The 21,588-nt window shown below is 69.5% G+C and carries 25 protein-coding genes and 1 pseudogene; 13 read left to right on the top strand and 13 right to left on the bottom strand.

Translation table 11 applies throughout. The features are described 5' to 3' along the window. Positions 1-66: 66 nt before the first annotated feature. The 3 genes from pyrE to ACIHFD_RS25510 all read left to right on the top strand — a co-directional run bounded on the left by pyrE (position 67) and on the right by ACIHFD_RS25510 (position 2,817). Entirely contained in the window at positions 67-591 is a 525-nt protein-coding gene (gene pyrE, locus ACIHFD_RS25500; protein ID WP_397368982.1) for an orotate phosphoribosyltransferase, read from the top strand. 103 nt (positions 592-694) lie between these two features. Beyond that, the gene (locus ACIHFD_RS25505) at positions 695-1,381 is read left to right on the top strand and encodes a hypothetical protein (protein WP_397368983.1); all 687 of its coding nucleotides are present in this window, start codon (positions 695-697) and stop codon (positions 1,379-1,381) included. A gap of 479 nt (positions 1,382-1,860) precedes the next feature. Next, positions 1,861-2,817: a class I SAM-dependent methyltransferase gene (locus ACIHFD_RS25510; protein ID WP_397368984.1), complete on the top strand. Its 957-nt coding sequence runs from the start codon at positions 1,861-1,863 to the stop codon at positions 2,815-2,817. Here ACIHFD_RS25510 and ACIHFD_RS25515 read toward each other — a convergent pair. The 5 genes and pseudogenes from ACIHFD_RS25515 to ACIHFD_RS25535 all read right to left on the bottom strand — a co-directional run bounded on the left by ACIHFD_RS25515 (position 2,717) and on the right by ACIHFD_RS25535 (position 6,089). Continuing rightward, complete coding sequence (locus ACIHFD_RS25515; protein WP_397368985.1) at positions 2,717-3,460, bottom strand: hypothetical protein; 744 nt, start codon at positions 3,458-3,460, stop codon at positions 2,717-2,719. The genes ACIHFD_RS25510 and ACIHFD_RS25515 overlap by 101 nt on opposite strands. Before the next feature lie 129 nt (positions 3,461-3,589). After that, entirely contained in the window at positions 3,590-4,993 is a 1,404-nt protein-coding gene (gene xylB / locus ACIHFD_RS25520; RefSeq protein ID WP_363977243.1) for a xylulokinase, read from the bottom strand. Between the two features lie 164 nt (positions 4,994-5,157). Continuing rightward, positions 5,158-5,361, bottom strand: a pseudogene (locus ACIHFD_RS25525) (xylose isomerase); the annotation flags it as partial. Between the two features lie 29 nt (positions 5,362-5,390). Next, positions 5,391-5,579 (bottom strand): hypothetical protein, encoded by a 189-nt coding sequence (locus ACIHFD_RS25530; RefSeq protein ID WP_350732537.1) that lies wholly within the window; start codon positions 5,577-5,579, stop codon positions 5,391-5,393. Positions 5,580-5,639: 60 nt separating this feature from the next. Next, the gene (locus ACIHFD_RS25535; RefSeq protein ID WP_350732538.1) at positions 5,640-6,089 is read right to left on the bottom strand and encodes a MarR family transcriptional regulator; all 450 of its coding nucleotides are present in this window, start codon (positions 6,087-6,089) and stop codon (positions 5,640-5,642) included. A gap of 63 nt (positions 6,090-6,152) precedes the next feature. On the opposite strand from ACIHFD_RS25535, the gene ACIHFD_RS25540 reads away from it, so the two are divergent. Together ACIHFD_RS25540 and ACIHFD_RS25545 are read left to right on the top strand one after the other, a co-directional pair. Continuing rightward, positions 6,153-6,662: a VOC family protein gene (locus ACIHFD_RS25540; protein WP_397368987.1), complete on the top strand. Its 510-nt coding sequence runs from the start codon at positions 6,153-6,155 to the stop codon at positions 6,660-6,662. A 44-nt stretch (positions 6,663-6,706) separates the two neighbouring features. Next, positions 6,707-6,940, top strand: a complete 234-nt coding sequence (locus ACIHFD_RS25545) for a hypothetical protein (protein WP_185069775.1) — start codon at positions 6,707-6,709, stop codon at positions 6,938-6,940. Here the strand turns inward: ACIHFD_RS25545 and ACIHFD_RS25550 are convergent. Both ACIHFD_RS25550 and ACIHFD_RS25555 read right to left on the bottom strand, forming a co-directional pair. Continuing rightward, positions 6,937-8,217 (bottom strand): TIGR04013 family B12-binding domain/radical SAM domain-containing protein, encoded by a 1,281-nt coding sequence (locus ACIHFD_RS25550; protein WP_397368988.1) that lies wholly within the window; start codon positions 8,215-8,217, stop codon positions 6,937-6,939. The genes ACIHFD_RS25545 and ACIHFD_RS25550 overlap by 4 nt on opposite strands. 15 nt (positions 8,218-8,232) lie before the next feature. Then, positions 8,233-8,805 carry an NADPH-dependent FMN reductase gene (locus ACIHFD_RS25555; RefSeq protein ID WP_397368989.1) on the bottom strand — a complete coding sequence of 191 codons (573 nt, stop codon included), beginning with the start codon at positions 8,803-8,805 and terminating at the stop codon, positions 8,233-8,235. An 87-nt stretch (positions 8,806-8,892) separates the two neighbouring features. Between ACIHFD_RS25555 and ACIHFD_RS25560 the strand changes: the two genes are divergently transcribed. After that, positions 8,893-9,225 (top strand): helix-turn-helix domain-containing protein, encoded by a 333-nt coding sequence (locus ACIHFD_RS25560; protein ID WP_350732545.1) that lies wholly within the window; start codon positions 8,893-8,895, stop codon positions 9,223-9,225. Positions 9,226-9,237: 12 nt separating this feature from the next. On the opposite strand, the gene ACIHFD_RS25565 is transcribed toward ACIHFD_RS25560, so the two are convergent. Next, the gene (locus ACIHFD_RS25565) at positions 9,238-9,726 is read right to left on the bottom strand and encodes a hypothetical protein (protein ID WP_397368990.1); all 489 of its coding nucleotides are present in this window, start codon (positions 9,724-9,726) and stop codon (positions 9,238-9,240) included. Positions 9,727-9,907: 181 nt separating this feature from the next. Between ACIHFD_RS25565 and ACIHFD_RS25570 the strand changes: the two genes are divergently transcribed. From ACIHFD_RS25570 to ACIHFD_RS25590, 5 genes are all read left to right on the top strand, one after another. Next, positions 9,908-11,032 (top strand): S1 family peptidase, encoded by a 1,125-nt coding sequence (locus ACIHFD_RS25570; protein ID WP_397368991.1) that lies wholly within the window; start codon positions 9,908-9,910, stop codon positions 11,030-11,032. 137 nt (positions 11,033-11,169) lie between these two features. Beyond that, positions 11,170-11,547, top strand: a complete 378-nt coding sequence (locus ACIHFD_RS25575; RefSeq protein WP_350732550.1) for a VOC family protein — start codon at positions 11,170-11,172, stop codon at positions 11,545-11,547. A gap of 76 nt (positions 11,548-11,623) precedes the next feature. After that, complete coding sequence (locus ACIHFD_RS25580) at positions 11,624-12,310, top strand: DUF998 domain-containing protein (RefSeq protein ID WP_397368992.1); 687 nt, start codon at positions 11,624-11,626, stop codon at positions 12,308-12,310. A 56-nt stretch (positions 12,311-12,366) separates the two neighbouring features. Beyond that, a complete protein-coding gene (locus ACIHFD_RS25585; RefSeq protein WP_397368993.1) occupies positions 12,367-14,736 on the top strand; it encodes a nitrate- and nitrite sensing domain-containing protein in 2,370 nt (789 codons plus the stop codon). Then, complete coding sequence (locus tag ACIHFD_RS25590; RefSeq protein ID WP_397368994.1) at positions 14,733-15,110, top strand: DUF742 domain-containing protein; 378 nt, start codon at positions 14,733-14,735, stop codon at positions 15,108-15,110. The genes ACIHFD_RS25585 and ACIHFD_RS25590 overlap by 4 nt, the downstream gene beginning before the upstream one ends. Here the strand turns inward: ACIHFD_RS25590 and ACIHFD_RS25595 are convergent. The 5 genes from ACIHFD_RS25595 to ACIHFD_RS25615 all read right to left on the bottom strand — a co-directional run bounded on the left by ACIHFD_RS25595 (position 15,107) and on the right by ACIHFD_RS25615 (position 19,591). Beyond that, positions 15,107-15,679: an ATP/GTP-binding protein gene (locus ACIHFD_RS25595; protein ID WP_350732556.1), complete on the bottom strand. Its 573-nt coding sequence runs from the start codon at positions 15,677-15,679 to the stop codon at positions 15,107-15,109. The two genes, ACIHFD_RS25590 and ACIHFD_RS25595, sit on opposite strands and share 4 nt — an antisense overlap. Beyond that, positions 15,660-16,022 carry a DUF742 domain-containing protein gene (locus ACIHFD_RS25600; protein WP_350732557.1) on the bottom strand — a complete coding sequence of 121 codons (363 nt, stop codon included), beginning with the start codon at positions 16,020-16,022 and terminating at the stop codon, positions 15,660-15,662. The genes ACIHFD_RS25595 and ACIHFD_RS25600 overlap by 20 nt, the downstream gene beginning before the upstream one ends. Beyond that, positions 16,019-16,426, bottom strand: a complete 408-nt coding sequence (locus ACIHFD_RS25605; RefSeq protein ID WP_350732559.1) for a roadblock/LC7 domain-containing protein — start codon at positions 16,424-16,426, stop codon at positions 16,019-16,021. The genes ACIHFD_RS25600 and ACIHFD_RS25605 overlap by 4 nt, the downstream gene beginning before the upstream one ends. Before the next feature lie 13 nt (positions 16,427-16,439). Further along, a complete protein-coding gene (locus ACIHFD_RS25610; protein WP_397368995.1) occupies positions 16,440-18,566 on the bottom strand; it encodes a nitrate- and nitrite sensing domain-containing protein in 2,127 nt (708 codons plus the stop codon). Between the two features lie 167 nt (positions 18,567-18,733). Next, entirely contained in the window at positions 18,734-19,591 is an 858-nt protein-coding gene (locus ACIHFD_RS25615) for a PrsW family intramembrane metalloprotease (protein ID WP_397368996.1), read from the bottom strand. A gap of 226 nt (positions 19,592-19,817) precedes the next feature. Between ACIHFD_RS25615 and ACIHFD_RS25620 the strand changes: the two genes are divergently transcribed. Together ACIHFD_RS25620 and ACIHFD_RS25625 are read left to right on the top strand one after the other, a co-directional pair. Beyond that, the gene (locus ACIHFD_RS25620; protein WP_350732563.1) at positions 19,818-20,018 is read left to right on the top strand and encodes a hypothetical protein; all 201 of its coding nucleotides are present in this window, start codon (positions 19,818-19,820) and stop codon (positions 20,016-20,018) included. 14 nt (positions 20,019-20,032) lie between these two features. Beyond that, positions 20,033-21,505, top strand: coding sequence for an SPFH domain-containing protein (locus ACIHFD_RS25625; RefSeq protein WP_397368997.1), 1,473 nt, complete (start codon positions 20,033-20,035; stop codon positions 21,503-21,505). Positions 21,506-21,588 lie beyond the last annotated feature (83 nt).

Genomic DNA, 21,588 nt, shown 5'->3' on the forward strand with positions numbered 1-21,588 from the left:
TCTTGCTTCTCGGCTGTGTGAGCGGCCCTGAGCGCGTCCGCCATGCCTCTGGGAGACTGGGTGCCTGTGACGCGCTCTGACCTGGCTCGCAGGATTCATGCCGCAGCCCACCTCACCGGCCACTTCGTGCTCCGCTCAGGACGTACCGCCACCGAGTACTTCGACAAGTACAAGTTCGAGGGTGATCCCGTTCTGCTGGATGACATCGCTCGGGCGATGGCGCCCGTGGTCCCGGGGGACATCGAGGTGTTGGCCGGGCTTGAGATGGGCGGGATTCCGGTGGTCACCGCGCTTGGCCGGCACACCGGTCTGCCGTGTGCGTTCGTCCGTAAGCAGGCCAAGGCGTACGGGACCTGTCGTCTGGCCGAGGGTGCGGATGTGGTGGGGCGGCGGGTTCTGGTGGTTGAGGATGTTGTCACCAGCGGTGGCCAGATCGTCCTGTCCACTGCTGAGCTGCGGAGCCTCGGGGCCCAGGTCAGTGACGCATTGTGCGTCATCGACCGCGAGCAGGGAGGTGCGGCGGCGTTGGCCGCGGAAGGCATCAGGCTTTCGTCGTTGTTGACCGCGACCGATCTGCGCATGACGGACTGATCCGCCGGGCCCATCGACAAGGGCTTCTCTCTACGATCGTCACCCGTCCGGGCAGGCAGAACAAGACTGTTTCTTTGGTCGGTGCCGTCGCCATGCTGTAACCGTGAACGCCGCAAATAGCGAGGTCTGGGATCCGTTCGGCACCTTGCACAACGCCCTGTGGATCGGAGGGGGACAATGGGCCGGCAAATCCACCGTCGCCAGGCGGCTGGCCACCCGGTACGGGCTGACCGCCTATCACTACGACTATCACGACGCACGTGCGCACAATGACCGTCGGATCGCCCGTCGCGTGCGGCTTGGCGAGCCCATCGCGGACCCTGAGCCGGACGCCGTCTGGGTGAACACCAGCCCGCAGAAAATGGCCGACGAGATCCTGGCAGGCTTTCCCGCGCGGTTCGAATGGGTTCTGGACGACCTGCGTGGCCTGGTTTCGGGGCGGCCGGTCGTCGCCGAAGGCTGGGGGCTGCGTCCCGAACTGGTCGCTCCCATCATCGACTCAACCTGGCGAATGATCGTCATGGTGCCGAGCGAAGAGTTCCGCCGGCGTCAGGTTCGCGAGCTGCCCCGGGCCGCCGCCGTCGATCACCAAGTCAGCGATCCTGATCGAGCACAGCGCAACCGACTCGCCCGAGACCGGCTCGTCGCCGACGAGGCCGTTCGTTCCGCTCGTCGCTTGGGCATCCGGGTTCTGGAAGTGGATGGGGTCGATGATGCGGAGGCTGTGGCGGATATTGTGGCCGACCACTTCAGTTCCTATCTGCCGCTTACGAACGTCTACGGGTCTTGATTACTCGGGCTCCGCGGAAGAGTTGTACGCATTCATGGAACCAATGGCGTGACCGTGCCCGTGGTGGTCTCGGTGATGCCGATGCCGGAGACCGTGGCGGCCAGGTTCAGGGGTGGTGCCGGTACGAGGAGAGCCGATCCCGCACCGGCCAGTGTCTTGTGGGAGGGTTGAAGATCGTGAGTAGCGTTGATCAGGGCTCCTGAGGAGACAGTGGCAGTGATCGTGCGCGAGATTCCCGAGATCTACGGCGGGCGTCGTTCCGCCCCTGTCGACCGGACATCTATGAGCAGGCAGAGCGTCATTTCGTTGCCGTTCTGACCGGCCCTCGCGTTGAACTGCGTGTACTTCCTGGTCACCGAAGGGTACGCGGCGCAGTCGCCCGCCTGCGGCGACTCCGCCGTTTGACCACCCTCCGGAGGGTGAACGGCTCCGCCTTAATTGAGTCGCAGTGGCGATGGCGTGGTTCTTATCGTGTCGGCATGCCTTTCTACGCTCACTCGCTGGCCTGGCTGCTGGGGCTGGAAGGAATCGCGCTGTTACGCGCGCAGGCGGGTGATCTGGGGGATGCGGCCTTTGTGGAGGAGCGGATCGTCGAGATCCGCAAGATGGTGACCGACCCGGATCCGGAGCTGAACGCGGGCGTGGTCGTCGGCCAGGCCTCCACCACGGAGGGGTATGCGCAGTGGGCTGAGCAATACGACGGCGAAGGAAACCCGCTGATCGCCGTGGAGGAGCCGCTGGTGCGGCGCATCCTGGAAACGTTGGCGGTGGGGCGGGCGCTGGACGCCGCGTGCGGCACCGGCCGGCATGCCGCGTTCCTGGCCGGGCTGGGGCATGAGGTCGTCGGCGTGGACTCCTCGGCGGAGATGCTTGCCAGAGCGGAGGCCAAGGTTCCGGACGGGGAGTTCCGTCAGGGGGACCTGTGTCGCATGCCGGTCCCGTCGGCGAGTTTCGATGTGGTGGTCTGCGCGCTGGCGTTGACCCATCTGCCGGCCCTGGGGCCGCCGCTGGCCGAACTGGCCCGTGTCGCCCGGCCCGGTGGGCATCTGGTGCTGTCGGACATCCATCCGCTGTCGCTGTATCTGGGAGGCGTGCCGAGGGCGGCGGGACCGGACGGGGGCGTACGGGCCATGCCGGCCAGCCGCTTCCTGGCCAGTGACTACATCAACGCCATCCACGAGGCAGGGCTGCGGATCGTGGCCTGTCACGAACCTCGGTGGGGCGAGTCGCCCGGCGGGCACGGTGGCCCTCTCGCTCAGCGGTGGTGTTCGGAAGCGGCGGCGGTGGCCTATCGGGACACTCCCGCCTTGATCGTCTGGCATCTCCGAAAGCCGCTCACCAGCTCAGCGCCTTCGGCCGGCCGGTCGTGGTGGGCGGCCGGTCACGGAGCACCCGGGCGCCCAGCGGGACCAGGGCCACGCAGAGCAGGCCGGTGACCAGCACGTCGGGGATGGAGGCGCCCTTCAGCACGCCCATCCACGTACCTCCTGCCAGCAGCAACATCACGGCGCGGGCGGTGCCGAAGAGGCCTGAGCGCCAGGCGGCGACGGCCAGCAGCAGCGAGCCCGCGTACTGGCCGACGGAGGCCCAGACCGGTACCCGCCACGGTCCGTAGGAGATGTCCACATACTCCTTCATGATCGCGCTCGTCGCCTGGTCCAGGCCGATGACCTCGGTGAGCTGGAAGGCGGTCTGGTCGGCGCCGGCGAAGTACAGGCGGGCGAACAGGCCGATGACCAGCAGCGTGGCGCCCCAGTAAGCGAGGTGGCCGCCCACCTGCTGGGCCAGGGCGACGAAGGCGGGGAAGAGCAGCAACGCCCCCAGCGCGAACACCGCGTAGGAGAGGGTGAGCAGGGCGGGCGCCGACGTGTAGGCGAGGAGCTGGCCGTAGGCGGCGAAGGGTTGTGCCTCGGCCCATGCGTGCTGCTGAGGGGTGAGGGCGGTGACCGTGCTCAGGTAACGCAGCAGATATCCGGCGCACATGATCACCGGTCCCACGATGAGCGTCACGCCGCCGATCCATCGTCCGGGGAAGGGAGTGTCCATCGGGACGCCGGTGAGAGAGGAGGGGGTGTTCATGGGAGCGAGCCTGGCGCCGCTGAGGCGGGCCCGTCATCGGCCGATGGTCAACCGGCGCCCCTGTCGAAAGTCAGGGACGCCGGGCAGAAGACCGGAAACAAGCCAGACAGGCGAGAGGAAACGAAGGGGTCAGTCGAGGATGTGGGTGGTGGCGCGGGCGTAGCGGTCGCGGATCGAGGGGACGGCGTCCCCTTCGTACGTCTCCGTCTCCTCCGACCGCCAGTCCGGCGTGGTGACCAGCGTGGCGGCCTGGTACGCGGCGCCGTTGGCGACGTACTCGGCCGGCGGCGGCACCGTGATCGGGACACCGAAGATCGTCGGGGCGATGCGGCGGACCGCCTCGGAACGGGCCGCGCCGCCGATCAGCAGCACCCGCTCCGGCTTGGTGCCCAGCGCGTCGAGAGCGTCGGCGAGGCCGCACAGCATGCCCTCGATGGCCGCCCGCGCCAGGTGGGCGGGGGTCGAGGTGGCCAGGGTCAGCCCGTGGACGGAGCCCGTCGCGGTCGGGCGGTTGGGGGTGCGCTCGCCCTCCAGGTACGGCACCAGCGTCAGCCCGCCCGACCCCGGCGGGGCCTGGAGAGCCAGATCGCTCAGCGCGTCCAGGCTCACCCCGGCGATGCGGGCGGCGGCGTCCATGACGCGGGCGGCGTTGAGCGTGCACACCAGCGGCAGGAACCGTCCCGTCGCGTCGGCGAAGCCGGCCACCGCGCCCGTCGGGTCGGCGCTGGGCGACTCCGCGACCGCGAACACGGTGCCGGAGGTGCCCAGCGACACCACGACGTCGCCGGAACGGGCGCCCACGCCGAGCGCCGCCGCCATGTTGTCGCCCGTGCCGGGGGCGATCAGCGCCGCGCCCCCTTCGTACGCCGCCTCGTCCGGCCCCAGCACCCGGGGCAGCAGGGGGATCGAGCCGAACGCCAGCTTCAGCAGATCCGTCCGGTACGCGCCCGTCGACGGCGACCAGTAGCCCGTGCCCGAGGCGTCCCCCCGGTCCGTGGCGAGCCGGTCGAGCGGCGGCACCGGGGAGTCGGCCGAGAAGGTCCCCGAGGCGAACGCGCCGGCCAGGCGCCAGGAGAGCCAGTCGTGCGGCAGGCAGACGGCCGCCGTACGGGCCGCGTTGTCCGGCTCGTGCTCGGCCAGCCAGCGCAGCTTGGTCACCGTGAACGAGGCGACCGGCACCGACCCGACGGCGGTGGCCCACGCCTCCGGCCCGCCCAGCTCCGACACGAGGTCCGCGGCGGCCTGCGCGGAGCGGGTGTCGTTCCACAACAGGGCATCACGTACGACATTTCCGGACTCGTCTAGGCAGACCATGCCATGTTGCTGCCCGCCCACACTGACGGCGAGCACGTCGTCCAGCCCGCCGGCCTCCTCGATGGCCCGCAACAACGCGTCCCACCAGTGAGACGGATGCACCTCCGTGCCGTCGGGATGCGGCGCGCGGCCCTGCCGGACCAGCGCGCCCGTCTCAGCGTCACGAATGACGACCTTGCAACTCTGCGTCGAGGAATCGACCCCAGCGACCAGCGTCACCCACGAACTCCTAACAAGTGCTCCAGCGCAAGCTGGTTGAGATGCGTGAAATGGTATCCGCGCGCGGCGGCGACGTCCGAACCGAAGTCGTCGGAGGCGAGATCGGCCGACGTCTCACCGCGGTTGAGCGTGGGCAGGCCGAGCTCCTCGACACGGTAGGCCGGCCCGGTTTCGGCAAGCGCTTTCCTGAAGGCCGCGATCGCCCGGTCGCGATCGGGCTGGACGGCCGGCAGGTCGTCGTCGTGGAAGGCGACGCCGTAGGCCCCGAGCTCGGTCAGTCGGTGCACGCTCTCCACCGGATCGAGCGGCTGCCGGCCCACCGTCCACAGACCGAAGGTGAATCGGTCTTCAGGGGTTGGCTCGAACATGTCTCGATGCTCCCCTGGCGATCAGCTGTTCACAAGCCCGAGGGGTCACGTCCCACGCTGATCTCCTCGGCGATCTTGCGGATCTCCGCCACCTCGAGGCCCGGAGCCTTGGGCAGGTGGCGCAGCAACGCCTCCATCACCACGGGCACGGGCTGGCCGGCGAACCGTCCCGCGATGCCGTGGACAGCCCTGAACAGCGCCTCATCGGTGTCGTGCATCGGCCTCTCCTTGTTCGGGTACCCGGAGAAACCTACGGCCTCGGCACGACAGTTCGCTCGCTACCCCTCCAGCGTGTTCCGCACTGCGACGCAAATCTCGTCGAGCCGGCGTACCTGCTCGGGCGTCAGCACGTCGAACAGGCTCCGCCGTACCTCCTCGACGTGCCCAGGCGCGGCGGCGGCCAGCGCGGCGAACCCGGCGTCCGTGAGCACTGCGAAGCTGCCGCGCCCGTCGTCGGGGCAGCGCTCGCGCCGGACCCACCCGCGCTCCTCCAGGCGCGCCACGGCGTGCGACAGCCGGCTCTGCGAGCTCTGCGCCCTGGCGGCCAGCTCGCTCATCCGCATCGACCGTCCGGGCGCCTCGGAGAGCGCCACGAGGATCATGTAGTACGTGTGCGGCATGCTCGCGTCCCGCTGGAGCTGGCGGTCGAGCGCCTCGTTGATGAGCTGGGTCGCCGCCAGGAAGTTCCGCCAGGTGTGCTGTTCGTCCGCATCCAGCCATCTCGTCACGGTCCCAATTTAGTTGAACTCTCATATACTTGAGACGGGACTCCGCCCGGAAAGGGGCACATCATGCCTGTTCAGCGACTCAACCACGCGGTCCTTTACGTCCGCGACGTGGAACGCAGCGTCGGCTTTTACCGCGAGGCCCTCGGCTTCGACGTCGTGATGGGCATGCCGGGCGCCGCCTTCCTGCAGGCCCCCGGCTCGACGAACGACCACGACCTGGGCCTGTTCCAGATCGGCCCCAAGGCGGACCCGTCCCCGGCCGGCAGCACGTCCGTGGGCCTCTACCACCTGGCGTGGGAGGTCGACACCCTCGACGAGCTGGAGCGGGTCGCGGTCAAGCTGAGCGAGCTCGGCGCGCTGGTCGGCTCGTCCGACCACGGCACGACCAAGGCGCTGTACGCGAAGGACCCCGACGGGCTGGAGTTCGAGGTGTCGTGGCTGCTGCCGGCCGCGCTGATCACCGACGAGGTCCTCGCCGCGCGCTCCAGCATCCGCCCGCTCGACCTGGCCGCCGACAAGGAGAGGTACGGCGCTCAGACCCGAGGCGGAGTAGGCGTGTCCATCCCCGTCTGAAGTACCGTAGGTGTGATACGACCCTTCTTTCACGGGGAACGGTCATGCCAAGCGATCCTGACCACGTGCTCGACGCCATCGACGGTGTCGTCGACGAGTGGGAGACGCTGAGCGCGGACGCCATGCGCTGGTCGCCTCCCGAAACCAAGAGTCCCGACTTCCTGACCGAGGTGACGGAGATCTTCGGTCCGCTGGTCAACGCGTTCGCGCAGGCGCTGCGTCCCGTAAGCGACGCGTTCGAGCGGGTCATGCACACCTTCGACGACGACGATCACTAGCCGGTGCGCCGGCGCCGTGCCCGGCGCGGGTAGGCCTTGGCCGTCTCGGCCAGCCGTACGGCGTGTTCGGCCTGCTTGCGCCAGTGGCCGTAGGCGTCGCCGCGCTGCGCCAGCCGGTCCAGCTCGCTCATGGTCGCCAGCGGGATGAACGCGGGCTCGGCGTCCCGCCACGGCGTGCCGGGCAGCGGCATGAACGTGTGGGTGTGGATGCGGGCCCCCAGCTCGGCCAGGTCGGAGGCGAGCTTCAGCGACTGCTCCTGATCCTCCTCGGTCTCGCCCGGCATGCCGAAGATGAAGTCGACGTTCGGCCGGAAGCCGTGCTCGACCGCGATCCTGACGGCGTCGCGCACGGGTGAGGTGTCGTGGCCGCGGCCCGAGGCGGCCAGCACCTTGTCGGAGCCGGACTGGGCGCCGATGATCAGGTTGTCGTTGGCCACGTAGCGCTTGAGCATGCGCATGGCCTCTGGGCTGACGTGCTCGGGCCGTACCTCTGAGGGGAAGCTCCCGAAGAACACCCGGCCGCGCGCCGGCAGCTCCTCCTTGACCCCGGCCAGCAGCTCCTCCACCTTGCCCAGGTCGGGATCGGGCCCGGGGGAGCCGTACGAGAGCGAGGTCGGCGTGATGAAGCGGATGTCGCGCAGGCCCCTGTCGACCATCCCGCGCACGTGCTCGCGCACGCTGGCGACCGAGCGGTGGCGGAACTGCCCGCCGAACATGAACGGCGTCTGGCAGAAGCGGCAGGTGTAGCGGCAGCCGCGGGTGATCTCGATCGGCCCGTTCCTGCCCACGAAGGAGGGGAACGCGTCGAGCGGCAGCTGCGGCGCCGGCCTCGTGCGCAGGGCGACGCCGTCGGCGTCCTTGATCGCCAGCCCTGGCACCGAGGTGAGCGGCTCGTCCTGCTGGAGCGCCCGGACGAGGGAGATGATCGTGGTCTCGCCCTCGCCGATCCCCGCCAGGTCCCAGCCCGCGTCGATGACCTGCTGCGGCTCGGCCGTGGCGTGCACGCCGCCCGCGATGTGCAGCCCCCGGCCGCCGCTCAGCGACCTGACCGTGGCCAGCTCGGCGGCCATGGCCTCGGCGTCGGGCGAGTAGAACGACCAGAGCACGAGCACGCGGTCGGCCTGGCTGGCCGTGATGTGCTCCGCGGTCTCCTCAGGGGTGGTGCCGAGTCTCAGCTCGTGCTCCACCCCGGCGCTCTCCAGCGCGGCGAGCAGCGCGTGCACGCCGTACGTCACCGCCTTGCGGTAACGGACCACCACGCCTACAGCCAGTGCCACGTCCGGCAGCGTAGCTCAGGCGGCACGCATCGAACGCAACGCGCCGGTCAGCTTGGCCAGCTCGGCGAGCATGGCGTCGGCGGCGGAGTCCATGACGTCGTTGGCGTGCACCTTGCCGTCCTCGCCGATGAACTGGGTGTAGAACGGGATGTTCACCGCCTCCAGCACCGGGATCATCCTCAGGGTGCTGGTGACCTGGCGCAGGCTGTTCGCGGCGCGGGTGCCGCCGGAGACGCCGCCGTAGCTGACGAACCCGGCCGCCTTGTGCTGCCACTCGTGGTGCAGGTAGTCGAGGGCGTTCTTCAGCACGGCGTTGAAGCTGTGGTTGTACTCGGGGGTCACGAACACGTACGCGTCGCCCCGCTCGACGGTGGCGCTCCACTCCTTGGTGTGCGCGTTCACATACTGCTTGAGCCGGGGGTGGTTGGGCTCGTCCAGGAACGGCAGCGCGACCTCCGCCAGGTCGATCAGCTCGACCTCGAACAGTCCCGACTCCACGGCCTTGCCGTGGAACCACTCGGCGATGGGACGTCCGGCACGGCCGGGACGGGTGCTGGCGACGACGATCTGCAGGACCGGCTTGCCCATGGCATGCTCCTTCACTCAGGCGGTGTAGCTACTCAACATTATTGAGCTGCTACATATTTCTGAGCAAGCGCTGATAGGATTTGTGGCATGAGTCTCGATTTGGTGTGCGCGCGCTTCCACATCGCCTTAGAGCTGATCGGCGCCCGGTGGTCGGGCGCGGTGATCCACATGATCTTCAAGGGCGCCCACCGGTACGCCGACCTCAAGGCGGCCATCCCCGGCATCAACGACACGATGCTGGCCCGGCGGCTGCGCGAGCTGGAGAGCGCCGGGCTCATCGAGCGCCGCGTGCTGCCCACGTCGCCGGTGCGCGTCGAATACCACCTGACCGAGATGGGGCAGGAGCTGCGGCCGGTGCTGGACGAGCTGGTGACCTGGGCGCACAAGTGGATCCCGCTGCCGGAGGCCAAGTCCGCCTGACGATCCCGGCCCTCAGCGGTGGGAGGACGGGATCCGCTTGGGCAGCGGCGGCGGCTCCGGGGCCTCCTGCGGAGGCGGCGGGGGCGGGTCGGTCCTGGCCGCCCGCCAGCGGGAGGGGAAGAGCGAGGCGGTCAGCAGGATGCATCCCGTGGGGAGCGACCAGGTGTAGAGCAGGGTCATGTAGCCCTCGAGAAACTGGCTCGGCACGTCGTCGAACCCCATCCGGTGGTCGCCGCCCAGGGCCATGCGCACCAGCGCCGCTCCGATGAAACCGAGGAAGGCCAGGCCGGGCAGCAGCGAGGCGAGCGGCGAGATCCTAGACCCGGCCAGGACCCCGATGAGCACCACCGTGCCGACGTACACGGCCAGCACGACCCAGTCGACGGTCATGGCCGCCGTGTGGCGATAACGCTCGATCCCCACGATGAAACCGGTTGCAATGAGCGGGGTGGCCAGCAGTCCCGCGCCGGCGCCGAGCAGATGGCGAACACCGTTTCGCAAAGAGAACACCTCCAGCAACGGGACCATACCGACCTACCAGGCCGCTCACCTTTTAGGCGATAAATCGGTCCAAAGCCCGTGTCCGAAAAGACCCCATAACACCGAAATAGAGGCTCTTTGGCATGCTGGCAGGCGCCTTAGCAACCGTTAGCTTGACAGCACCCCCACCCGAGGAGTGCACATGTCGAGTAAACGCTGTGCGTTGGTTGGCGGCGTCATCCTCGCCGCCTGCCTGGCCACCCCCCTCAGCCCCGCAGCAGCCGACCCGGCGCCTCAATCCGCCTCCCCATCCCTTCCCCCGTCCGTCGTGGACGCGCTCGAACGGGACCTCGGACTCTCCGAGCAGCAGGTCAACGCCCGCCTGGCCAACGAGGAACGCGCCGCGTCCACGCAGGCCACGCTCACCTCCCAGCTCGGCGCGTCGTACGGCGGCGCCTGGCTGAACGACGACGCCTCCAAGTTCCTGGTCGCCACCACCGACCCCAACGCCACCGGCACCATCAAGGCGCAGGGCGCCGAGCCGGTCGTGGTCGCGCGCTCGCTCGCCCAGCTCGACGCGGTCGTGCAGCAGCTCGACCAGGCGCCGAAGAAGGCCCAGGCCGGGGCGGCGCTCTGGTTCGTGGACGTGAAGACCAACAGCGTCGCCATCCAGGCGCCCACGGTAGAGGCCGCCGAGGCCCTGGCCAAGGCCGCGGGCGTGGACAGGAGCGCGGTCAGCGTGTCGGCGACCGCCGAGCGGCCCGTTCCGCTCATCAACATCATCGGCGGCGCCCCGTTCTACATCGGCTCCAGCCGCTGCAGCGTCGGCTTCTCGGTCACCAGGGGCAGCACCCCCGGCTTCGTCACCGCCGGGCACTGCCGCGTGGCCACCAACACCACCAACCCGACGGGAACCTTCCAGGGCGCCTCATTCCCGGGTAACGACTACGCCTGGGTCGCCGCTCCCGGCAACACCGCGCAGCCGTGGGTTCGCGGCTCCGGCGGCGCGAACGTGATCGTCCGCGGCTCCACCCAGGCCGCGGTGGGCTCGTCCATCTGCCGCTCCGGTTCGACCACCGGCTGGCGCTGCGGCACCATCCAGCAGCACAACGCCACGGTCACGTACCCGCAGGGCACCGTCACCGGCCTGACCCGCACCAGCGCCTGCGCCGAGCCCGGCGACTCCGGCGGCTCGTTCATCTCGGGCAGCCAGGCTCAGGGCGTCACCTCGGGCGGCTCCGGCAACTGCTCCGTCGGCGGGACCACGTACCACCAGCCCGTCAACGAGATCCTGAGCGTCTACGGGCTCACCCTCCGCACAGGCTGACCCACGGCGCCGAACTCCGCGCGGCACGCCCGGCTGGGCGCGCCGCGCGGAGGTTTTTGCGTTCACAGCGATGAGTTCTCCCGCTCCGTCCGGTCTGTCTGATGGAAAGCACGTCAACACCATCGGAGGAGCTCGCGATGAGGCGACCCGTTCTCGGCAGCCTGCTGCTCGCCAGCACGAACCCCGAGCGTCTGCGCACCTGGTACGTCGACGCCCTCGACCCGGAGGACAACTCCGACGTCGGCGGGTACGGGGTGCTCAAGTTCGGCGAGTTCTACCTGTTCATCGACACGCGGACGGATGTGTCGGACAAGAACCCCGAGCCCGGCAGGGTGATCCTGAACTTCGACGTGGCCGACGCCCGCGCGGTCGCCGCGCGCATGGACAGCGCGGGCGTGACGTGGCTGGCGGAGGTCGAGGACCGCGACGGCAGCCTGTTCGCCACCGCGATCGACCCGGACGGCAACTACGTCCAGATCATCCAGCTCAGCGAGGCCCATCGCGCAGGCATGTGACCTCAGGGTTAGGTCAGGGTCGGCTCGGGGACGGAGCCCGATGTGAGAGGGCTGTCCCCGGCGGGAGAGTTGCTTCATGACCGCAGTGAAGAGGCTCTCCCCCCTGATCGCCTGTGCCGCGATCCTGTTCTCGGTGGTCGCCGTGCTGGTCGGGCAGTTCGGGCCCGATCCCCAGCTCGACCCCATGAACGTGACCGTCAGCGAATACGCCGTGTCCGACCGCGGGGGCGTCACGGAGGTCGCCATGGCGGTGCTCGGGTTGGGGTCCCTGGCGCTGCTCGTGGGGTTGCGGGCGGCCGGGGCGCCGGTGCGGGGGATGCCTCAGTGGTTGCTGGGGGTGTGGTCCGGGGCTCTGGTCGTTGCGGCCCTGGTCCCGACCACACCCCTCGGGGCGGATCTCGACCTCGCGGCCCAGATCCACCGGTACGTCTCCGTCGCGGCATTCGTGAGCCTGCCCGCCGCCGGGCTGTTGATGGTGCCCAGACTGGGCTCAGACGCCCGCTGGAAGCCTGTGGCGCGGGTGGTGGAGTGGGTGACCCTGGCCGGGGGGTTCGGGCTGCTGGCGATCACGTACGTGGCCCTGCCCGGCGAGCGGGTGATGATCGGTCTCGTCGAGCGGTTGCTGCTGGGTGCCGAGGTGACGTTGCTGGGCGTGCTGGCCGCGTGGCTGGCGTGGCTGACCTGGCGTCCGGTCAGCCGGCGGGCTGCTGCGCAACATGCGGATTTCCTGACATATCACAGATTTATCGCAAGTCGATCTTAAAACCACCTGTTTCGATGCTATTCTCTCCCGCGATCTTCTATCCGGGAGCGGGTGTCATGGCATCGGGCAGATCCATCAGATTCAAGATCTCGACGCTGCTCGTCATCCCCTTGGTCTCCCTGGTCGCACTCTGGGGCTTCGCCGCGAGCACCACGTCGGGGGACGCGCTCAACCTGCTCAAGGTCGAGACGATCTGGACGGGCGTCATCAACAACGCCGACGGCCTGATCTCCAACCTCCAGACCGAGCGCCTGGCCTCCGCCGAGCGGATCGCGGGCACGGTCACGGACCCCGACGCGCTGAACAAGGCGCGGGCCAAGGTCGACAACAACCGCAAGACGCTGCGCGAGCGCGCCATGTCCGAGGACGTGCAGTCGGCGCTCACGCAGGACATGAAGACCCAGCTCCAGAACGTCTTCGAGGCGGTCAACCGGATCCCGGACATCCGCCGCAAGGTGGACGACCGCAAGCTCACCCCCGGCACCCTCGTCACCGAGTACGCGAAGGTCTCCGACGAGATCCACCTGCTGTACTCCAGGATGATGGTCAGCACCGACCTCCAGATGGCGCTCCAGGCGCAGGGCCTGATCGCCGCCGACGAGGTACGCGAGCTGCTGAGCCGGGAGCACGCGCTGATCGTCGCCGCTAACGGCCGGATGACCATGCACGCCGACCTCCACCTGCTGGCCGGTTTGGACAACACCCGGACGTACCTGTTCCCCAAGGCCCTGGCCAACCTCGACACCGAGCTGCGGGCCCCGTTCGAGAAGCTGTACTACTCCCCGCGCTACGGCACCATGGAGAACCTGCTGGAGAGCTACATCTCCGGCCAGCCGGTGGACGTCGAGCTGTGGCGGGGCGTGTCCGAGCAGGTCCAGAAGGAATACCGCGACGCCGTCTGGCGCACCGGCGACAAGCTGCTGGCCAGGATGGAGCCCGCGGGCATCGGCATCGTGGTGCGGGCCGCCATCGCGGGCGCCCTCGGCCTCATCGCCGTCATCTTCTCCATCGTCATCTCGATCAAGGTCGGCCGCAGGCTCACCCGCGAGATGAGGACGCTGCGCCGTACCGCGCTGGACCTGGCCGAGATCAGGCTCCCGGACGTCGTGACGAAGCTGCGCAAGGGCGAGAGCGTGGACATCGCCACCGAGGCGCCACCCATCACGGTGGGCCGCGGCTCGACCAGCGAGGTCACCGACCTGGCGACGGCGTTCGACAGCGTGCAGAGCACGGCCGTGGACGCGGCCGTCGAGCAGGCCAGGCTGCGCGAGGGCGTGTCGCAGGCGCTGCGCAACCTCGCCAGGCGCAGCCAGTCGCTGCTGCAGCGCCAGCTCAAGATGCTCGACGAGATGCAGCGCCAGACGGAGGATCCGGAGGCGCTGGAGCGCCTGTTCAGGCTCGACCACCTGACCACCCGCATGCGCCGCCACGCCGAGGGCCTGGTGCTGCTCTCGGGCGGCGCGGCGGGCCGCAGGTGGCGCGGCGTCATCCCGATCGAGGACGTGCTGAGCGGCGCGGCGGCCCAGGTCGAGGAGTACACCCGGGTACGCGTCTACCCGATGAACGAGTGCGGCGTCTCGGGCGCGGCGGTGGCCGACCTCATGCACCTGTTCGCCGAGCTGATCGAGAACGCCGCCTCCTTCTCCTCGCCCAGCAACGAGGTCTCCGTACGCGGAGAGATGGTCGGCCGGGGCTTCGCGGTCGAGATCGAGGACCGCGGCCTGGGCATGGACGATGCCGCCCGCAGGGGCATCAACGCGCGCCTGGCCAGCCCGCAGGAGTTCGACCCCTCCCAGACCGAACGGCTGGGCTTCGCGGTGGTCGGCATGCTCGCGGCCAGGCACGGCGTCAAGGTGACGCTCAAGCCCTCGCCGTACGGCGGCACCACCGCCATCGTGCTCGTGCCCGGCTCCCTGGTGGAGCCCATGGCGACCCCGGTGCAGCCGCTGGAGTTCGAGTCCGTCTCGGTCTCAGTGGTCCGGCAGGAGCCCACGGGGCCGGGCGAGCTGCCGCGCCGGGTCCGTACCAGCAAGCGGGGCCAGCAGGCGGGCGGGACCGGTCCCGTGGCCGTGCCCCAGCAAGTGTCACAGCAGGCGTCACAGACGGGCAGCGGCCCGGTGGCCCTGCCGCAGCAGCAGGAGCCCGACCTGCCGCGCCGCCAGCGGCAGCGGGAGACCGGGTTGCCACAGCGTGACCGCCAGAGGGAGACGGGGCTCCCACAGCGCGAGCGGCAGCGGGAGACCGGCCTGCCGCAGCGCGAGCGGCAGGCGGGCCTGCCGCAGCGGCTCAAGCAGACACCGCCACCAGCGCCGCCGGCCGAGGAGCGCTCACCAGAGGAGACCAGGGCGCTGCTCTCCTCGCTCCAGTCGGGCTGGCAGCGCGGGCGGCAGGACGCCAGTGAACAGGATGGGGGATCTCAATCGTGAGCGGCGAGCACGAGTGGGTCGATGAGGAGGCGGGTCCCGTCGTGCGGCCGTACGCGGTCGCGCGTGGGCGCACCAGGCCCACTTCCTCCAACGCGCTCGACCTGCTGGCGACCGTCGCCGGGACGGGGCTGCCCGTCCCGGCCAAGGCGGAGCTCAGCGCTCAGCACCGGCGGTTGCTGGGAATCGTGGCAGGTCAGACCAGGCCCGTCGCCGAGGTCGCCTCGGATCTGGGCCTGCCCGTCGGCGTCGTGAGAGTGCTGCTGGGCGACCTGCTCGACCACGGACTGGTCACGGTCCGCCCGCCGCGCGACAAGGCCGCGACGCCCACGGAGAGCCTGCTCCGAGAGGTGATCAACGGCCTCAGGGCGCTCTAGTTCGCTGAGGTCAGCGTCCGCAGGGAGTGCTCCACGAGGGCGATCATGACTTCCTTGGCGGAGGTGCGCCGCCGCACGTCGCACAGCATGACCGGCACGTCGTCGTCCAGGTCGAGCGCGATGCGCACGTCCTCGACGCTGTGCCGCGCCGCCCCCTCGAAGCAGTTGACGGCCACCACGAACGGCGTGCCGCGCTGCTCGAAGTAGTCGACGGACGGGAAGCAGTCGGTCAGCCGGCGCGTGTCCGCGATGACGACGGCGCCCAGCGCGCCGTAGGACAGCTCGTCCCACATGAACCAGAACCGCTCCTGCCCGGGCGTCCCGAACAGGTACACGACCAGCCCGTCGCGGATCGTGATGCGGCCGAAGTCCATCGCCACGGTCGTGGTGTTCTTGGCCTCCACGCCGTCGAGGTCGTCGATCCCGATCCCACGGTCGGAGAGCACCTCTTCCGTGCGCAGCGGCTTGATCTCGCTGACCGCCCCGACCAGTGTGGTCTTGCCGACGCCGAACCCCCCTGCGATGAGAATCTTCAGCGCGACGGGGTCCTCAGAGAGCACGGAGTCCATTGATCACTTCCTTGAGAATGCGCTCATTCGACCGCGACCCTCCGGATGAGGGCGACGACACCGAGATGAGCCCGTGGTCACGCATGTCGCCCAGCAGGACCCGGACGACGCCGACGGGCAGGTCGAGCTCGACGGCCAGGTCGGCCACCGAGATCGGATTGCGTGCTGCCCGCAGGATGAGCTGCTGTTCGGGGCCGAGCTCGCCAGGCGGGTCGCCGACGGCGCGCACGGTTGCCACGAGGTCGAACGTGTCCCCTGAGGAACGCGTACGGCCGCGGATGAGAGCATAGGGCCGAACGACGGGCCCCGCGTCCTCATCGAACCACTGCGGGCTATCGCTCATGACGCTCCAGCGCGCGGATTGGTGGTGATGTGCTGGCCAACCCGCTTGACCAGCATCGCCATCTCGTAGGCGATGTGGCCGACGTCCACGTTCGCATCGGCGATCACGGCCAGGCAGGTGCCCTGTCCCGCCGCTGTCACGAACAGGAAGGCCGACTCCATCTCCACAATGGTCTGACGCACGTCGCCGCCGCCGAAATGGCGTCCGGTGCCACGGGCCAGGCTCTGGAACCCGGCCGCAACCGCCGACAGATGCTCGGCGTCCTCCCGGATCAAGCCCTTCGAGTACCCAATCGCGAGGCCGTCGGTCGACAAGATGACGGCCTGGCGCACCGCGGCGACCCTGGTGGCAAGATCGTCCAGCAGCCAGTTGAGCTCACCGGTGTTGGTGGTCGGCAAAGTCATGCATCCCCCTTACTCATGGCCCCTCCTCAGAGGCTTCTTCTCGGGCGCGTTGGGTCCCCCGCTGGAACGCGGAGAACAAGTCCCTTACCTCGTCAGGAGAGCGTTCGGGCGGCGGCTCCTGGCCACGCGGCTCCTGCTCGGGAGCCCGCTCCTGCCCGAGCGGCGGGCTCTCCTTGAGCTGCGGCGCCAGGTTGGTCTGGCGCACCCGTCTGGGCAGTCCCGCGTGCGTGCCGGAGGTCACCACGGCGAGCGCCTTCTTCCGCGTACGGCTCGGCAGATCGGCCTTGCCGTCGATGTCGCCCGCCTCCAGCGCCGCCTGCTCGGTCACCATCGAACGCGGCACGAGCACGATGGCCGTCGTCCCGCCGAAGGGCGACCGCCGCAGCAGCACCTTGATCCCGTACTGTTGCGCCAGCTTGGCCACCACGAACAGGCCCAGCCTGTCGCTGTCGGCCAGGTCGAACTCCGGCGGCGCGGCCATCCGCGTGTTGAACGCCGAGTACTCGGCGACCGACAGCCCGAGCCCGCGGTCCTCCACCTCGATGACGTATCCGTTGCTCACCAGGTCGCCGCGCACCTGGACCGTGGTGTCCGGCGGCGAGTAGATGGTGGCGTTCTCGACCAGCTCGGCCACCAGGTGGGTGAGGTCGGCGGCGGCGGTGCCGTCGACCGCGGCGACCGGCATGCCCTCGACGGTGACCCTGGTGTAGTCCTCGATCTCGGCGATGGCCGCGCGGACGATGTCGATCACGGGCACCGGCTTGCGCCAGGCCCGTCCCGGCGCGGACCCGGAGAGGATCATCAGGCTCTCCGCGTGCCGGCGCATGCGGGTGGTCAGGTGGTCGAGGCGGAAGAGCTCCTCGAGCCGGTCGGGGTCGTGCGTACGGCGCTGCATGGCGTCCAGCAGCGACAGCTGCCGGTGCAGCAGGCCCTGCTTGCGCCGGGCGAGGTTGAGGAAGACCTGGCCGACCCCGCGCCGCATCGCGGCCTGGCCGACCGCCGCCGTCACGGCGGTGCGCTGCACGGAGCCGAAGGCCCTGGCGACGTCGCTGATCTCGGCGGAACCGTGCACCTTGATCGCCTTGGCCTCCTTCCGCACGTCGACGTCCTCACCCCTGCGCAGCCGCTCGACGACGTCGGGCAGCCGGCTCTGCGACAGCTCGATCGCGGCGGTACGCAGCCCGGCCAGCTCGCCGGCCAGGCGGCGACCGAAGCGTACAGAGATGATGATCGACGCGAGCACGGCGATCAAGCCCACGCCGCCGGCGACGGAGATCTTGACGATGGTGGAGGTCGCGGCCTCGGACGTGCGCGTGGCCAGCACGCCGGCGGAGGAGGAGCCGAGCTGGTCCAGCCGCGAGGTGAGCTTGTCGACGGCCTCGGTCCACCCCTCGGCGGTGGGGGGCGGGCTGCCGGTCTTGATGATCCGCGCCTCCATGGTGGCGAAGGTCTGGAACGGCTCGGCGGCGAAGACCTGCTCGTACGGCCGGCGCAGCGTCACGTCGAGCCCGGCCAGGCCGCGCGCGTGGAGGAACTTCCTGGAGGCCGCGTACTCGGTGAAGGCGGAGACCTCGGGCGCGGTGAGCCGGCGGTCGGCCAGCGCCCCGATGATGAGCGCGTGCTCCCTGGCGATGTACTCCCTGGCCATGCCCATGGCCTGCAGCGAGGACGCCTGCTGGAAGATCGTCAGGTCGGAGACGGAGACCAGGTGGTCGTAGAGGGTGAAGATCCCGTCGAGGATGCGGTTGTACTCGTTCAGCCCGGCCAGCCGGGAGCCGAGGCCGCCGTCGATGTCGGCCCTGATCGCCGAGAGGCGGCCGAGGGCGGATTCGAGAGTGCCGAGCGGCAGTCGCAGGTCGTCGCCGACCGAGCCGCCGGCCTCCATGACGGCCAGCTTGAAGTCGGTGACCGACCGGTCGGTGCGGGCGCGCTGGGCGCTGAGCACCGAGGTGAGCTTACGCGTAGTGAGCGTCTCGGCGGAGCGCACCCGCTCGGCCTGCAGCTGTAGTCCCAGGTCCGTGGAGGTGACGCCGATAGTCCGATAGAGCGTGCTCGCGCGGAGCAGTGACTGGGCGTCGCCCATGGTGAGGTTGAGGACGAAACCCCAGAGCGCGCTCAGAGACAGAAGGGGTAGCAGCAACAATAAGAAGATCTTGAACCGAATTGACCGGTTTCGCGAGCCCATGTCCCAACCTCGAGTCGGGGGCATTTCCACACCTTGTGTAAATACACCTCCGGAAGATCGCATAGGAGACTAGCACCGTTTATGGTTCCGGCGCAGTGGGAGGAACACGTTCATTACCGTGATTATTGGGACAAGATCTCGCGATCGCGACGCGCTCTGGCGGCGATCGTCCGCAGCCACAACAGCGCTACCAGGGAGATCGCGATGAGCCCGGCCCAGTTGACCATGGTGTACACGTGCACCTGCCACGCGGTCACGTTCGGGACCCGGCCGATGCGCAGGAGCTCCCACTGCCACGGCTGGCCGGTCAGCACGAGCGTGATCGCGATCGCGATGGCGGTCATGGAGTCCCAGAGGGCGTGCAGCAGCGAGACGCCGAGGTAGGCCAGGACGACGGAGCCGGTGATCCGGCCGCGCGCCGCGAACAGCACGCCGCCCGCGATGGCCGTCCACAGGCCGTGCCCGACGGGCGACAGGATGCCGCGCAGCACCTCGGTCTCGACGAGCTGGGACAGTGACAGGCCGTCGGCGGTGAAGAGGGCGTTGAAGGCGTATCCGGCGCTCTCGAACGCGGCGAAGCCGAAGCCGACGGTGGCGCCGAGCACGATGCCGTCCCGGGCGGAACGCCGGGCCATCCTCCTGGTGACGAACATCAGCGCGCCGAGCTTCACGCCCTCCTCGATGAGGCCGACGAGGACGTACATGACGATCGACGGGCGGATCAGCAGGCTCTCGAGGAGGGACGCGCCGAGCACGCCGAGCACGCCGCCCACCACGAACGCCACGAACAGCAGCTCGACCGTCACCTGCGGCGAACGGTCGCGCCCGTACGCCCAGACCACGAACGTCACGGGCACCAGGAAGCTGCCGAACAGCACCACCGTCGGCACGAGGTTGGAGTTGGCCGTCCAGGCGGTGACCGCGACGCTGGCCAGCCACAAGACGAACCCGATCAGGAAGACCCGCGGCCACAGCTTCACAGCGCCTTCACCTCCACAGCGCGGAGGGCTGCCGTGACGGCGCCGCCAGGCCGAGCCCAAACCGTCGAACCGCGAATACCCCGTCCCTCAGACGTCAATCGTCGTCTCAGGGGTCGATCGTCCCGAATGTCCGAGTATCCGGGCCCGCCGGAATCTTTCGTGCGGCCTATTACCGCGAATGCTCGTTTGGAGTAGCGTCCGGAATATCGCGAGCGGGGGGAGTCAGGTGGTCGGCAAGCAGGGCAGGGTCACGGGAAAGATCGGCCCAGGGCTCGTCGGCGAGGTCATGATCCCGGTCAGGGGCGGCGTGGAGGCGTTCTACGCACATCCCAGCGTGCCCGACGAGGAGTTCCTGACCGGATCCATCGTGGTCGTGGTCGAGTACTTCCCCCCGCGGACCGTCTACGTGGTCAGGGCGCTCGTCTAAGGGAGGCCGCTCCGATGTCCCCCGAGTTCTACATCGCCGCCGGCGGCATCGTCGCCGCCGCAGTCATCATCATCCTGCTGTTCAAGGCCGTGTGGCGGGTCGCGGAACCCAACGAGGCCCTGATCATCTCCGGGCTGGGCGCCCGCCGTCGCGGCGAGGGCGTCGACAGCCTGGGCTTCAAGATCATCACAGGCAAGGGTGCGGCGGTGCTGCCCGGGTTCCAGGCGGCCAGGCGGCTGCGGCTGGACACCAGGGCCGCCAACCTCCAGGTCTCCTGCGTCACCCAGCAGGGCATCCCCGTGCACATCCGCGGCGTGGTCATCTACAAGGTCGGCGACGACCTGTCCTCCATCGCCAACGCCGCCCGCCGCTTCCTCGACCAGCAGGACTTCATGACGAGCGCCATCCACGAGCTGTTCACCGGCCACCTGCGCTCGATCATCGGCAACCTCACCATCGAGGACCTCATACTCAACCGCGAGCGCCTGACCAGCGAGACCAGGGCCTCGGCGGCCGACGAGATGAGCAAGCTGGGCCTGATCGTCGACTCCCTGCAGATCCAGGAGATCGACGACGAGACCGGCTACATCGTCAACCTCGGCAAGCCGCACGCCGCCAAGGTCGCCTCCACCGCCCGCATCGCCCAGGCCCAGCGCGACCAGGAGGCCACCGAGGCCGAGCAGATCGCCGCCGCCAACATGGCCGCCGCCCGCCGCGACTCCCGCATCAAGGAGGCCTCCTACCAGGCCGAGATCGACCAGGCCCAGGCCACTGCCCGCCAGGCCGGCCCGCTGTCGGAGGCGACCGCCCGCCAGGAGGTGGTGGTCCAGGAGACGAGGGCCGCCGAGCTGGAGGCCAAGCTCGCCGAGCAGCGGCTGCAGTCGCAGGTGCGCAAGCCCGCCGACGCCAAGGCGTACGAGACCGTCACGCTCTCCCAGGCCGAGCGCGACGCCCGCATCGCGCAGGCGGAGGCCGAGGCCAGGGAGACCGAGCTGCGCGCCGCCGCGCAGGCCTCCCAGGTCAAGCTGGCCGCCGCGGCCGAGGCCGAGTCGGTACGGCTGCGCGGCGAGGCCGCGGGAGCCGCCACGAAGATCGCCGGTGAGGCGGAGGCCCAGGCCGCGCAGGCCCGCGGTCTGGCCCAGGCGGAGGCAGCCAAGGCGCTGGGCCTGGCCGAGGCCGAGGCGTCGTCGGCCAAGGGCCTGGCGGAGGCCCAGGCGATCAGGGCGCGCGCCCAGGCGCTGAAGGAGAACCAGGAGGCGGTCATCGCCCAGCAGCTCGCCGAGCGCTGGCCGGAGATCGTGGAGGCGGGCGCGAAGGCGTTCGGGAACGTGGACCACATGGTGGTGCTGAACGGCGCCCAGGGCGTCGAGGAACTCCTGGCCAAGGCCCTCACGCTCGGCGGCGCCGGGATCGGCCTGGCCAGGGCCCTGCTCAACGGCGCCACTCCCAACGGGACGGAACCGGAGATATCTAGTAAAGCCCCTTGATCGGGCGTACCTTCTAATTGGGGCGAGCCGGGAAGTCTGGTCGGCAACTTATACGCCGACGTCCTCCCGGAGTGGATCATGGA

The organism is Nonomuraea sp. NPDC051941 (genome assembly GCF_044593615.1).